Below are 13,207 nucleotides of genomic sequence, written 5' to 3'. Positions count from 1 at the left end.
CGGGTATTGTAGGGTTTGAAAGGGGGAGGGCTACATGAAAATTGACTATCATACGCATCATTCCCGCTGCGGGCATGCGATAGGAAGTCTGGAGGAGTATGTACAGCAGGGAATTCGGCTGGGGCTGGATCAACTCGGTTTGTCCGATCATATGCCGCTGCTGCATGTAGAACCGGCTAACTATTATCCGGAAATGGCGATGCCTATGGATGAGCTGCCCCGATACGTGGAAGAATGCTTGGAGCTGAAGGAGCGCTATAAAGGGCAAATTGATATTCGTGTTGGCTTGGAAGGCGACTATATTGAGGGCTGGGAACGCGAAATTGAAGATATCATCCATGCATACCCATGGGATTATGTGATTGGCTCCGTCCACTTTCTCGGTGAGTGGGATGTCACCGACTTCCGTCAGGTACACCATTGGGAAGGCAAAAATGTGCTGGAGGTATACCGCACATATTATGATGCGGTTTCCAAGGCGGCCGCTACGGGTTTATATGACATCATGGGTCATTTGGATGTCATTAAGCGTTTCGGCCATCATCCGAAGCCGGAGGAAAAGGAGGAGCTACGTGAATTGGAGCGCTCCGCACTCTCAGCCGTAGCCCGCAGTGGTCGGGCAATGGAACTGAATGCATCAGGGCTTTCCAAACCCTGTGCCGAAATGTTTCCGAGCCGACGCATGCTAGAGGAAGCTTTCACGCTAGGTATCCCGTTGACCATCGGCTCGGATGCCCATGATCCGGCAAAGCTGGCTGAGCACTTGGAGAAGGCGCGAGCGCTTTTATATGAAGTTGGCTATCGCGAGCTCGCTGTATTTCAGCACCGTGAACGTTCACGGGTTCCGTTAGCGCTATAATACTTATTTATTGGGTCTTAATGTTTTATCTAGTTGCTAGCCGAACGCGCCTTTCATACAGGGGAAATGCGCTCGGCTATTTTGCGTATTTTTGCATATGTATCTATTGGGGTACGAGTACGGAACCGTTTTTTGGAATGAGGTAGGATCGACTGTCAAGTCGTTTTGAAGTTGTGGTATACTGAAGGGTATGAACATGCCAGTTACTTTTAAAGGAGGTGCCTTGGTTATTTATGAAAGGGAAACATCTGCGAGTTTCGGAACCTAGCCCTAAGATTATTGCTTTGCGTTTCGACGCATCTTTCTTTTTTGAGAAAGCTGTGCGCTCGCTTGATCGCAATCATTATGACAAGGCATTGAAATATTTTCGCAAAGCCGTTGAATATGAACCGGATAATCCGGTGAATCATTGCAATATGGCGGGTATATTATCAGAGATGGGGGATTATGCAGGTTCGAATGAGATCCTGTCCTCTGTTCTGAGTGACGTAGACTCGTCGATGACAGAATGTTATTTCTATATGGCGAATAATTACGCTAATATGGAGCAGTTTGAAGAAGCGGAAAAAGCATTGGTCACGTACCTGGAGGAGGACGAAGAAGGCCAGTTTCTTGATGAAGCCGAGGAAATGATGGAGCTGCTCTATTATGAGCTGGACCGTCCAACGAAGCTGAACCGCATTAAGGCCCGGCAGGGAGTGGTCGAGCATGATCAGGCCCGTGTTCTGCTGGAGGAAGGAAAATTTGCTCAGGCAGCCCAACTGCTCAAGCAAATTTCGGAGGAGCAACCGGACATGTTCGCTGCGCGGAATAATCTGGCGCTAGCGTATTACTACATGGGATTGTTCCAAAATGCTAAGGCTACCATTATTCAAGTGTTGGAGGATGAGCCGGGTAATTTACACGCATTGTGCAACTTGGCGATTTTTTATCAGCACGAAGGCGGCGGCCCAGAATTGGATCGTCTGGTTCAAACCTTGGCGGTCACTATACCGTTTCAGGAGGAGCAGGTGTTCAAGCTGGCGACCACTATGGGGATTCTCGGACGCCATGAGGAGGCCTACAGGCATTTCCGCAGGTTGCTTCATAGCAATGGAGAGAACAATGCGGACGCTTCTTTGTACCATTACACAGCGGTGGCTGCCAGCAATACGGGAAGATATGCGGAAGCTCGGCGGTTATGGAGTCATTTGCAAAAGCAGGATGCTTCCTCGGAGGTTCCAAGGTTTTTCCTATCCAGATTGGAAGAGCTTCAGCAGGAAGGTACACCGCTGCAAGTGCTCAGCTATCACTATCATCTCCCGTTTGAGGAGCAATTCCGCATGTGGGAGAAGTTTGGCGCTGAGCAGGTGCCTGACAGTATGAAGAAGGACCCGCTAATCCGATCATCTTTCTTCTGGGCCTTGCGCCACGGAGACCGAGCGACTCAGCTACAGGTTATTCAGGCGTTAAGCTTGATCGGTGACGATGAAGTGCGTCAGGCACTTGAGTCCTTCGTAGAAGATCCTGATCAGGAGAGTGAACTCAAACGCCGTGCTTTGCAAGTATTGCAAGAGCTGGCAGAGCAGGATGTGCAGCATACACACACGGAAACAGAACATCCTGAGCGGTTAGAGGCTGAGCAAGATCCGCATACAACTGAAGGTGACATCTCTGCTTCGCCAGTTGATCCACAATGGCAGGCCGTGCTGGACAAGGTACTAACCGTCATGAGCAAATCATCCGATCCGGCCATGCAGCATGATTTGAGATCACTTTGGCAGGAGTATTTGGATCGGCTTGCTCCAGAGGTCCCGTTGGTTCAGCATACTGAGGGATGGGCAGCTGCACTGGAATATTTGACAGCCAAAATGCATCATCATTCCGTCACCTATCAGGAAGTAGCTGACCGCTATGGTATTTCCGTATCGACCGTAAGCCGCTACGCACGTCAAATTGACAGCGTGTGTGGTATCAAACAGAAGCTAAAGCAGCCGCTCTCCACGTTTAAAAAGCAGGTCTAACATCTGCTCCAAACATCACTTAAAGGAGGCAACAAACGTATGTATAAATCCATAATTATTGGTACAGGTCCTGCAGGCTACACAGCCGCTATTTATTTGGCACGCGCCAACATGAATCCGCTGATCATTGAAGGAATGCAGCCCGGTGGGCAGCTTACCACAACGACTGAAATTGAAAATTTTCCGGGTTTTGAGCAAGGTATCCTCGGACCTGAGCTGATGGATAACATGCGCAAGCAGGCCGAACGTTTTGGCGCTGAGTTTACTTCCGGTTGGGTAGAGGAAGTCGATTTCAGCAAGCGCCCTTTTAAAGTGAAGGTAGAGGGTAAAGGCATCATTGAGGCGGAGTCGGTTATTATTGCTACAGGCGCGTCCGCCAAATATCTCGGCATTCCGGGTGAGCAGGACAATGTAGGTCGCGGAGTTAGCACATGCGCAACTTGCGACGGCTTCTTTTTCCGTGGGAAAAAGATTATCGTGGTCGGCGGTGGCGATTCAGCCATGGAGGAAGCGAGCTTCTTGACCCGTTTCGCTTCCAGCGTAACCTTGGTCCATCGTCGTGACGAATTGCGGGCATCTAAAATTATGCAAGACCGCGCACGTGAAAATGAAAAAGTACATTGGGCATTAAATCGGACTCCTCTGGAAGTTGTAACAGGGGAAACTGGCTTAAAGGGCTTGAAAGTACACAATAATGAGACCAACCAGGATGAGCTGATTGAGGCAGATGGCGTGTTTGTGGCGATTGGCCATACACCGAACACAGGCTTCCTGAACGGACAAATTCATACCGATGAACACGGCTATATTGAAGTGAAGCCAGGCACGACGGAAACGAACATCCCGGGTGTTTTTGCCTGTGGGGACGTGCAGGATAACCGTTATCGACAAGCCATTACGGCTGCGGGAACGGGATGTATGGCGGCTATGGATTGCGAGAAGTATCTTGAAGGCAGCGCTGTCCACGACTGGAGCGAAACACTGGATCAATAAAGAGTGTCTATAATACACAAAGTGGCTCATGTGAGGGGCTAAGACCCCTCTGTTAAGCCCCGTTGTTTGTTCAGGAAGAGAAAGCCTGGTGCATTTGCACAGGCTTTCTCCTTTTTATGATTATTGAATTTATAAATTTTCAGCGGAGCTGAACAATTCTATAATCGCAAGAAAAATTCCGTTAAGCGTGGTCTGGCTTCCTTGAAAGTACGTCAATAGACGTTTTTCTTACGGAGGCATGAGTTTAAAAGTTCAGCTAATCGTACATTTTTCAACAGGTAAGTGTCCTTGACCGTAACGGGGGCTTCAATTATAGTTGGAACGTAGGATTACTCCTACGAGGCAGGAATTTTAAGCATATATTTTATACCAGATTTTTAAGTAAACATAAAGGTGGCTTGGAACATGTCTGAAAGTATCTATGTAGGTGTCGATTTGGGCGGTACCGCGATTAAAGTCGGCATTTGTAATGAAGACGGACAGCTTTTGCACACATATGAGGGACCAACCGAAACCGATAAAGGTGTAGACGTTGTCATCGGTAATATCGAAAAATATGTGCGGCATATTGTTGAGCAATCTCCTTATGAGTGGGATCAACTAAAAGGTGTCGGTGCAGGTGTTGCAGGTTTTACGAATGTTCGTGATGGTATTATTGTCCTCGCTCCTAATATTGGCTTTCGTGACGTACCGATCCGTGCGCTCCTAGAGAACCGGATTGGCAAGCCTGTAAAAATAGACAACGATGCGAATGTTGCTGCGCTGGGTGAGGCTTGGGCTGGCGCAGGCAAAGGCATAGAAAACTGTGTATGCTATACCCTGGGAACAGGTGTAGGTGGCGGTATTATTATAAATGGTAGAATATATCAAGGTTCTTCGGGTATGGCTGGGGAAATTGGACATATCAGCGTCGTGCCTGATCTGGAGGCTATTCAGTGTGGATGCGGCAAGATGGGTTGCTTGGAAACTGTATCTTCCGCAACAGGCATCATTCGTATGGCCAAGGATGCTGTGGAACGTGGTGACCGGACCTCTCTGGCTCTGGAAGATCACATTGCTGCCAAGGAAGTATTCGATGCTGCTAAAGCCGGGGATGAAGTCGCGTTGCGTATCGTGAACCGGGCTGCCTTTTATTTGGGGAAATCGATGGCAGCGGTTGCCGCTGTGCTTAATCCAGAGTTGTTTATTATAGGCGGCGGTGTTTCTAAAGCAGGCGACTTTTTGTTTGAAGAGATGCGTCGCGTATACGCCAAGCTGGCACCTGAGCCGCTTCAAAAAGGGGTATATATCGTACCAGCGGTTTTAGGCAATGACGCGGGTATCGTAGGGGCTGCTGGGTTGCTGCTGCGCTCTTAATCCGGGGTTGACGATAGGGGTACTGACATAGAGCAAAGAAGCAAAAGGAGAGGGAAGTCCATATGACAGATAATTTAAAAAATGCTGCACCGTGGGCAACGCTCATTATTATTACAGGGATGTCAGGCGCAGGGAAGACCATTGCGGTGCAAAGCCTTGAAGACTTGGGCTTCTTCTGCGTTGATAATCTGCCCCCTGTGCTGATTCCCAAATTTGCCGAGTTGATTGAGCAGTCTAACGGTAAAATTGGCAAGGTGGCTCTCGTTATTGATCTACGCGGACGAGAATTTTTCACCGCCTTGTCAGAATCGCTAAATTATATTAAAGATCATTTTACGATTCATTGTGAAATTTTATTCTTGAATGCGAATGACGGTGTTCTTGTACAGCGGTACAAGGAAAGCCGTCGACGGCATCCGCTTGCTCCAGATGGTATGCCTTTGGACGGGATTCGATTGGAGCGTAAGATGTTGGAAGAACTCAAAAGCTCCGCTACACAGGTTATTGATACCAGTACGATGAAGCCCGCAACCTTAAAGGCGAGGATTATTTCGAGATTTTCCCATCTGGAGAGCAGTATGCTGTCCGTGAACATTACATCTTTTGGCTTCAAGTATGGTATTCCCATTGATGCCGATCTTGTATTCGATGTGCGCTTCCTGCCTAATCCCCACTATGTGGACCAACTACGTCCACACACGGGACAGGATAGCGATGTATATGATTATGTTATGAAGTGGCCGGAGACCCAGGCGTTTCTAACCAAGTTGTTGGATATGTTGCACTTTTTGATTCCGCAGTATCGCAAAGAAGGTAAAAGCCAGGTCATTATCGGTATTGGCTGTACTGGAGGTAAGCATCGTTCAGTTGCAATATCGGAGTATTTAGGAAAAATGCTGGGTGCCAGCGAGACAGAATCCGTTTCTGTTTCGCATCGGGATGCTGATCGGGACCGGCATTAATGAGGTGAAATCATGAAAGAGACCGGATCACAACGGGAGCGCCCACGTATTGTTGTTATGGGCGGCGGAACCGGCTTGTCCGTCATGTTGCGGGGCTTGAAGCAAAAGCCGCTGGATATTACGGCTATTGTTACAGTCGCTGACGATGGCGGAAGCTCCGGGATATTGCGCAGTGAGCTGCAGATGCCCCCTCCAGGGGATATCCGCAATGTGCTGACTGCCTTGGCTGACGTGGAACCAGTAATGTCAGATATGCTAAAATACCGTTTCGGTGCTGGATCAGGATTGTCAGGCCATAGTCTGGGGAATTTGATCTTAGCAGCGATGACTGATATATCGGGGGATTTTGTAACGGCGGTGCGTGAGCTTAGCCGTGTATTTGCTGTCCGGGGGCGTGTACTGCCAGCGGCTGAAGAAGGTGTTGTGCTCAGCGCCGAGATGGAGGATGGCACGGTGATCACCGGGGAGTCCAAAATCCCAGAAGCAGGCGGACGCATCAAACGTGTTTTTCTTGAACCGACTCACGTGGAGCCGTTGCCTGAGGCTGTGGAAGCCATTAATGAAGCCGATGCGATTCTGATTGGTCCCGGCAGTCTATATACCAGCATTTTACCGAATCTGCTTGTGCCAAAGCTTGCTGAGGCTGTGGTGAAATCAGATGCGATCAAAATATTTGTCTGCAACGTGATGACCCAGCCAGGGGAAACCGACGGCTATACAGTGGGAGATCACCTGCAAGCGATCTATGAGCATGTTGGGCATCACCTCTTTGACTATGTCATTGTGAATAACGGGGAAATACCACCCCAAGTACAGGAGATGTATGCCGAGCAGGGAGCTAAGCCTGTTCAGGTAGACATGGGCGAGCTGGCTGATCGAGGATATAAAGTAGTGGCAGATACGTTAGTTCTGTTCCGTACGTATTTACGGCATGATGCCGACAAACTGAGCCAGCATATTTACCAATTGGTACAAAACTGGATGTTAAGAAGGAGGTGAGTCCCTTGTCCTTTGCGGCACAAACGAAAAAAGAGCTTACGATGATTGAAAGCCAGCCCTGCTGTGAAAAAGCGGAACTGTCTGCGCTCATACGTATGCTCGGATCCGTACAACTGTCGAATAAAAGGGTGATATTGGACGTGTCCACAGAAAATGCCGCGATTGCAAGGCGGATTTACTCCTTGATCAAAAAGCATTTTCAACTTCACATCGAACTGCTTGTACGGAAAAAAATGCGCTTGAAAAAAAATAATGTGTATATTGTCCGTATCCCCAATGGTGTACAAGAGCTGCTAAAGGAGCTTTATATTGTCTCAGAAGGTTTCTTGTTCACTGACGGGATTAATCGTGATATCATTCGGAAAAACTGTTGTAAGCGGGCTTATTTGCGGGGTGCCTTTATGGCAGGTGGCTCTGTGAATAATCCAGAGGGGTCGTCTTACCATCTTGAGATTTCTTCGATGTATGAGGAGCATTGTCAGGCGTTAGTTGATCTCGCTAATGAGTTTCATCTCAACGCCCGCTGTATTGAGCGAAAAAAAGGCTTTATCCTTTACATCAAGGAAGGCGAGAAGATCATTGAGCTGCTCAGTATCATTGGGGCGCACCAAGCCTTGTTCAAGTTTGAGGATGTACGCATTATGCGCGATATGCGCAATTCCGTAAACCGTATTGTTAATTGCGAAACAGCGAATTTGAACAAGACGATCGGAGCCGCTGTCCGGCAAATTGAGAATATCAAGCTGCTGGAGAGGGAAGTTGGTTTGGAGACCTTGCCGGATAAGCTGCGTGAAGTGGCAGAAATTCGACTCGCTCATCCCGATTTGAATTTGAAAGAAGTCGGGGAAATGCTCAAAGGGGTCGTGAGTAAATCGGGTGTAAATCATCGACTTCGCAAAATTGATGAGATGGCTGACAAAATCAGGGGGGAAAACGGCCTGATTCCGTAAAAAAGGGTCTGTGGGGCTTTTAGCCCCGGTTTTTTTAGTTTTTTTTCTAGTGTCTGTCCCGGGTTAATGTTATAATGTGATAAATAAAATGGAGTAAATAGCGTCCAGATTTATTTGATGAGGGGGTAAGCTGACATGTCAAAACATCCAGTAGTCGTACGCTTGAAAACAGGACTGCACGCCAGACCTGCTGCGTTGTTCGTACAGGAAGCGAATAAATATTCATCTGAAATTTTTGTGGAAAAAGAAGACAAAAAGGTTAATGCCAAGAGCATCATGGGTATTATGAGCCTCGCCATCAGTACAGGTACTGAAATCAATATTAGTGCCGAAGGTGCGGACGCCGAACAGGCTGTAAACGCTTTAGTAAGTCTGGTTAGTAAGGTTGAGTTGGAAAATCAATAAACGAACATCTGCTGCTTTTTGGTATGATGTATGCTCTTAGCGAAAGCCCCCTTGGGGGCTTTTTTTGTATCCAGAAAAAAGTATTAACCCAGCCCCACCATTAAGTTATTATGTATATTTATTTGAATATAGCGACCGTGTTAAGTCCAAGCTACAAATAATTAAAACCCCTGTGGTATGCCTTGTTTCGGAAATTTATACCGCTTGCCTGCAACCTTTTCCCGTTTTTTCCGTCTGGAAGGTACAAACATTTTCAAGAAAGAGGTTGAGTACGATGAGAGTTTGGACAAAAACAGTAAGCACAGCAATTCTTGCAGGAGCATTATTAGCTGGAGGAGTAGCAGGAGGGCTGTGGACGGGAGCTGATCGCGCTTATGCTGCAACGGCGACGACGGCGAAGGGTGTAATTAATGTGAGTGGAAGTGGTGAAATAATGGCTAAGCCAGACATCGCTTATCTCTCTATTGGTGTGCAATCGGAAGGAAATACTGCTGCTGCTGCTCAAAAAGCTAATGCTGCGAAAATAAACAAGGTCACACAGCTGTTAAAAGAAAAATGGAGTATCAGTGCAGACGATATTCAGACAAGCCAGTTCTCTGTACAACCTAACTATACCTATAACGAGAAAGAAGGACAGAAGCTCAAAGGCTACATGGCCAACCATACACTTTCTGTGAAATATCGCAACTTGGACAAAATTGGTCAGCTGCTGGATGAGGCTACAAACTCCGGTGCAAACAACGTAGATAATATACAGTTTTCCGTAGAGAATCCTTCTTCTTATGAAGAAGCTGCTATTGCAAAAGCGTTGGATAACGCTCAATCCAAAGCCAGTGCCGTAGCAAAATCAGCTAAACGCGGCTTAGGGGCTCTGGTGAATGTGACAGTAGATGGCGGGGAAGCTCAGGTTTTCACACAACGTGAGAATGCCATGTCCAAAGCGCTCATGGATATGAGTGGCGGAACAGAGATACAGTCGGGCCAAGTAACGGTGAAAGTCCAAGTGTCTGCCCAATATGAGATGAACTAGTATAGACCATTAAACGGAGCCGCAAGCGCCTGCAACATTGCAGGGTGACTTGTTGGCTTCTTTTGTCTATTGAAACCGTTTTGTAATGAGTCTGTCATAGCTAATGGCTGTTAGGTGTACAGATTGAAATCAGGGAGTGTACAGATTGTAAACTACATACAATAGGGTATAGATATAATAAGAAAAGTGATCAAAACACATAGATAATACAGATTCACAATAGGAGGAATACTTACGATGAACAAGCATACGAAAAAATGGGGCTCAGCACTGCTGGCAGCGGGAATCTTAGCAGGGGTTGCGGTCGTTCCCGTTTCCTATATTGAGGCAGCTTCGACCAAACAGCAGCAAGCGACAACACAGCAACCCGGGATCGCCATCCAATGGAATGGTAAAACGTTGGCCGCTAAAGGTGTACAAGTGAACGGGAATACAATGATTCCAGTGGCAGCACTGCGTGATAGTTTGGGAATTCCGGTGAGCTATGACACCAAGGAAGGGACATATACAGTGGGGAGCGGGTACAACAAGCTCTATATCGTGGTCTCCTCCTCGGATGCCTATGCCAATGTGAACGGGATCAACACGCGCAGCATGGATGCCAAAATGATCGCCGGGAAGCTATATATTCCTATGAGTCTGCTGAAAGACTATCTGGGTATCGATGCGCAGTGGAATGCAACTCAGAAAACAGTAACATTGAGTAAAAGCCAGCTAAATCCGATCACAATTGCATCTCAGACGCTTCCAGCTTCGAGTAATGCAAAGGTATCCTATAAGATTAAGTATCCGCAAATCAGCGGCAGCCAGCTGAATCCTGAGGCTCAACAGGCCATTAATAATGTGCTTAAAAAGCATGCAGAGACAGTATTGGCAGCAGGCAAAAAGATGGTGGCAGAGGGAGAGGTTACAGCAGAAAGACCGTATGATTTCGAAAATGATTTTGCAATTGCCTATAATAAGGACGGTATTCTAAGTGTGATTATGCAGGACTACTCGTATACAGGTGGCGCACACGGTATGACGGCACGTAAAGGATATACGTTCTCGCTTGCTGATGGTAAGCAGTTGCAATTGTCTGACGTATTGAAGGCAAATCCTAACTATAAAAAGTTCCTGAATGCTGATTTGAAGAAAAAAATTGATGCGCTCCAGGCTGGCGAAGGTTTTGAGAAATTTAAAGAGTTGGCCGCAGATCAGAATTTTTATGTGACCAACAGTGGAGTAACCATCGTGTTTGATTTGTATGATTATGCGCCATACGCTTATGGAATTCCGGAGTTTACTTACTCGTTCGCTCAACTGCTGCCTCAGGGCGGTAAGCCTTTTGCGGGACAAAATCAATAATCTAGATTAGGTATATATTGAAAATTAATAGTAAATAAAAAAGACTGCCTACCGGATACGAAAATCCGAGGCAGCCTTTTTATTTACCAGCTATTCAGAAGAAAACCACTTTTCTTATACACCTTCTGGAGAGGAGCTAGTTAACACTTTATCAATAATACCGTATTCCTTGGCATCATCAGCGGACATGAAATAGTCGCGGTCTGTGTCTTTTTCGATGCGTTCCAGTGGTTGACCTGTGCGATCTGCGAGAATGCGGTTCAATTTGTCACGCATTTTCAGAATGCGACGGGCACGAATTTCGATATCCGTTGCCTGTCCTTGTGCACCGCCTAGTGGCTGGTGAATCATAATTTCACTGTTTGGCAAGGCAAAACGTTTACCTTTGGCACCTGCATTCAGCAAGAAAGCACCCATGGAAGCAGCCATACCTACACAAATGGTAGATACGTCAGGTTTAATGTATTGCATCGTATCGAAAATGGCCATACCAGCTGTGATGGAACCGCCAGGGCTGTTAATATACAAGTGAATGTCTTTTTCAGGATCTTCAGCAGCCAAAAACAGCATTTGGGCAATAATTGAGTTGGCTACAACGTCATTGACGTCCGAGCCCAACAAAATAATGCGATCCTTCAACAGTCTGGAATAAATGTCATAGGCGCGTTCGCCGCGGTTACTTTGTTCTACTACCATAGGAACATAGCTCACGTCAAAAAACCTCCCTTAAATCGTTAGTGGATTTGGTGGATATGCCGAATACACATCCCTATTTATAAACTGTTACCGTATTAACCACATGATAAACAATTTCAAACAAAAAGTCAAAGAAAGTCAAACTATTGATTAAAAAAAAGAACGCTTAGCGCTCTTTTTGGTTAAAAACATCATATGGAACATATAGCCAATCATATAAAACGACGCGCCCGCGAGGAATCGAACCTCGATCTCAGGCTCCGGAGGCCTACGTCATATCCGTTGGACCACGGGCGCAAAAATGAATCATTACAAGCAACCAACTAATTAATTGGAAACAAAGATGATTATATGATATACGGCATTGAATTGCAAGCTTTTATTACGTGCGCATATTCACATAAAAAGTTGAGAAATATAGGTTCAGATAGACTTGCATGTGAAGCAAATATTGGGTAAGATATACGTGGGACTTAAAAAGTTATCCCGGGACATTTTAAGACCAGTTAGAGATATAGCATAGAGACAGAACTTAGAAGTGTGCGGGAGTGGAAAGCATGCGAAAGATATTAGAAATACAGAAGCAGCTTCTGCCCGACCTCATGGATGTTTTGAAAAAAAGGTACACGATCCTGCATCAGATTATGCTGTCCGAAGTTATCGGACGCAGAACACTGGCAGCTTCACTGGATATGACCGAGCGCGTACTGCGCGCTGAGACTGATCTCCTTAAAGCGCAAGGGCTAATTGAGATTGAGAGTGTGGGCATGAAGGTGAGCAAAGCAGGACTGGATCTGCTGGAACAGCTGGAGCCGATTGCGAACAACTTGTTCGGCCTGTCCCAATTGGAGGATCAGATTCGTCAAGCCTACGGTTTGAGGAAGGTGGTTGTCGTTCCAGGGGATTCGGATGCTTCACCGTTAGCGAAGCAGGAACTGGGCCGTGCTGGCGCAAAGGCGCTGCTGAGTGTTATGGATGACGAGGACGTGGTCGCTGTAACAGGTGGCACGACGATTGCAGATGTGGCGGAACAACTGGCATTACCTGCTAACGGCCCGCTTAAGGGCGGATGGTTTGTACCGGCACGCGGGGGTTTGGGAGAGAGCATGGAAATGCAGGCAAATACAATTGCCTCCACGATGGCTCGCAAGGTCGGCGCTCAATACCGTCTGCTCCATGTACCGGATTTGCTCAGCAATCATGCTTACAACTCCTTGCTTGAGGATACGAATATTCAGGATATATTAAGCCTGATTCGAGAGAGTCGTATTATCATTCACGGGATAGGCAACGCCATAGCAATGGCCCACAGACGCAAGCTTGACCCTGAAACCTTTGCCCAGATCAGCAATGAGGGTGCGGTCGCCGAATCGTTTGGTTATTATTTTAACGAAGACGGCGTCGTTGTTCACAGAATGCTGACGCTTGGACTCCGTTTGGAGGACATCAGGCGTACGGAGACGGTGTTAGGTGTGGCTGGAGGCAAGAGCAAGGCTGCTGCTATTCATGCAGTATTGCGTTTCGGACAGGAAGACATTCTTGTCACCGACGAAGGCGCTGCTGCCGAGATTGTAAGCCGTTATTTAAGAGATTGATAAGGTTTTTTA

Annotated in this window: 12 protein-coding genes and 1 tRNA gene; 11 read left to right on the top strand and 2 right to left on the bottom strand. The window is 47.0% G+C overall.

Features of this window, described 5'->3' with window-relative positions; genetic code table 11:
• Positions 1 to 34: 34 nt before the first annotated feature.
• The 10 genes from hisJ (at position 35) to ACXHJ1_RS05830 (ending at position 10,904) form a co-directional block, all read left to right on the top strand.
• Positions 35 to 859, top strand: a complete 825-nt coding sequence (gene hisJ, locus ACXHJ1_RS05875) for a histidinol-phosphatase HisJ (protein ID WP_457905789.1) — start codon at positions 35 to 37, stop codon at positions 857 to 859.
• A gap of 233 nt (positions 860 to 1,092) precedes the next feature.
• Positions 1,093 to 2,862: a tetratricopeptide repeat protein gene (locus ACXHJ1_RS05870; protein WP_457905788.1), complete on the top strand. Its 1,770-nt coding sequence runs from the start codon at positions 1,093 to 1,095 to the stop codon at positions 2,860 to 2,862.
• Positions 2,863 to 2,901: 39 nt separating this feature from the next.
• Positions 2,902 to 3,855 carry a thioredoxin-disulfide reductase gene (trxB, locus tag ACXHJ1_RS05865; protein ID WP_013368806.1) on the top strand — a complete coding sequence of 318 codons (954 nt, stop codon included), beginning with the start codon at positions 2,902 to 2,904 and terminating at the stop codon, positions 3,853 to 3,855.
• Between the two features lie 405 nt (positions 3,856 to 4,260).
• Complete coding sequence (locus tag ACXHJ1_RS05860; RefSeq protein ID WP_016820123.1) at positions 4,261 to 5,211, top strand: ROK family glucokinase; 951 nt, start codon at positions 4,261 to 4,263, stop codon at positions 5,209 to 5,211.
• Between the two features lie 62 nt (positions 5,212 to 5,273).
• Positions 5,274 to 6,173, top strand: coding sequence for an RNase adapter RapZ (rapZ, locus tag ACXHJ1_RS05855; RefSeq protein WP_013368808.1), 900 nt, complete (start codon positions 5,274 to 5,276; stop codon positions 6,171 to 6,173).
• A gap of 12 nt (positions 6,174 to 6,185) precedes the next feature.
• Positions 6,186 to 7,172 (top strand): gluconeogenesis factor YvcK family protein, encoded by a 987-nt coding sequence (locus ACXHJ1_RS05850; RefSeq protein ID WP_013368809.1) that lies wholly within the window; start codon positions 6,186 to 6,188, stop codon positions 7,170 to 7,172.
• 5 nt (positions 7,173 to 7,177) lie between these two features.
• Positions 7,178 to 8,122 carry a DNA-binding protein WhiA gene (gene whiA, locus ACXHJ1_RS05845; protein ID WP_013368810.1) on the top strand — a complete coding sequence of 315 codons (945 nt, stop codon included), beginning with the start codon at positions 7,178 to 7,180 and terminating at the stop codon, positions 8,120 to 8,122.
• A gap of 135 nt (positions 8,123 to 8,257) precedes the next feature.
• Positions 8,258 to 8,527: an HPr family phosphocarrier protein gene (locus ACXHJ1_RS05840; RefSeq protein WP_013368811.1), complete on the top strand. Its 270-nt coding sequence runs from the start codon at positions 8,258 to 8,260 to the stop codon at positions 8,525 to 8,527.
• A 274-nt stretch (positions 8,528 to 8,801) separates the two neighbouring features.
• On the top strand, positions 8,802 to 9,557 hold the full coding sequence (locus ACXHJ1_RS05835; RefSeq protein ID WP_457905787.1) for an SIMPL domain-containing protein: 756 nt from the start codon (positions 8,802 to 8,804) through the stop codon (positions 9,555 to 9,557).
• Positions 9,558 to 9,794: 237 nt separating this feature from the next.
• The gene (locus tag ACXHJ1_RS05830) at positions 9,795 to 10,904 is read left to right on the top strand and encodes a PdaC/SigV domain-containing protein (protein WP_153794385.1); all 1,110 of its coding nucleotides are present in this window, start codon (positions 9,795 to 9,797) and stop codon (positions 10,902 to 10,904) included.
• Between the two features lie 114 nt (positions 10,905 to 11,018).
• Here ACXHJ1_RS05830 and clpP read toward each other — a convergent pair whose 3' ends face one another.
• Positions 11,019 to 11,615: an ATP-dependent Clp endopeptidase proteolytic subunit ClpP gene (gene clpP / locus ACXHJ1_RS05825; protein WP_013368815.1), complete on the bottom strand. Its 597-nt coding sequence runs from the start codon at positions 11,613 to 11,615 to the stop codon at positions 11,019 to 11,021.
• Positions 11,616 to 11,825: 210 nt separating this feature from the next.
• A tRNA-Arg gene (locus tag ACXHJ1_RS05820) sits at positions 11,826 to 11,897 on the bottom strand.
• Between the two features lie 260 nt (positions 11,898 to 12,157).
• Between ACXHJ1_RS05820 and ACXHJ1_RS05815 the strand changes: the two genes are divergently transcribed.
• Positions 12,158 to 13,195: a sugar-binding transcriptional regulator gene (locus ACXHJ1_RS05815; protein ID WP_017427871.1), complete on the top strand. Its 1,038-nt coding sequence runs from the start codon at positions 12,158 to 12,160 to the stop codon at positions 13,193 to 13,195.
• Positions 13,196 to 13,207: the final 12 nt, after the last annotated feature.

The organism is Paenibacillus sp. ALE2 (assembly GCF_054113385.1).
The sequence above is the reverse complement of the archived record's forward strand: the minus strand, read 5'-3'. Positions and strand labels throughout refer to the sequence as shown.

Coding starts and splice junctions, on each gene's coding strand:
- hisJ (WP_457905789.1), top strand. CDS start 35: ATGAAAATTGACTATCATACGCATCATTCCCGCTGCGGGCATGCGATA.
- ACXHJ1_RS05870 (WP_457905788.1), top strand. CDS start 1,093: ATGAAAGGGAAACATCTGCGAGTTTCGGAACCTAGCCCTAAGATTATT.
- trxB (WP_013368806.1), top strand. CDS start 2,902: ATGTATAAATCCATAATTATTGGTACAGGTCCTGCAGGCTACACAGCC.
- ACXHJ1_RS05860 (WP_016820123.1), top strand. CDS start 4,261: ATGTCTGAAAGTATCTATGTAGGTGTCGATTTGGGCGGTACCGCGATT.
- rapZ (WP_013368808.1), top strand. CDS start 5,274: ATGACAGATAATTTAAAAAATGCTGCACCGTGGGCAACGCTCATTATT.
- ACXHJ1_RS05850 (WP_013368809.1), top strand. CDS start 6,186: ATGAAAGAGACCGGATCACAACGGGAGCGCCCACGTATTGTTGTTATG.
- ACXHJ1_RS05840 (WP_013368811.1), top strand. CDS start 8,258: ATGTCAAAACATCCAGTAGTCGTACGCTTGAAAACAGGACTGCACGCC.
- ACXHJ1_RS05835 (WP_457905787.1), top strand. CDS start 8,802: ATGAGAGTTTGGACAAAAACAGTAAGCACAGCAATTCTTGCAGGAGCA.
- ACXHJ1_RS05830 (WP_153794385.1), top strand. CDS start 9,795: ATGAACAAGCATACGAAAAAATGGGGCTCAGCACTGCTGGCAGCGGGA.
- ACXHJ1_RS05815 (WP_017427871.1), top strand. CDS start 12,158: ATGCGAAAGATATTAGAAATACAGAAGCAGCTTCTGCCCGACCTCATG.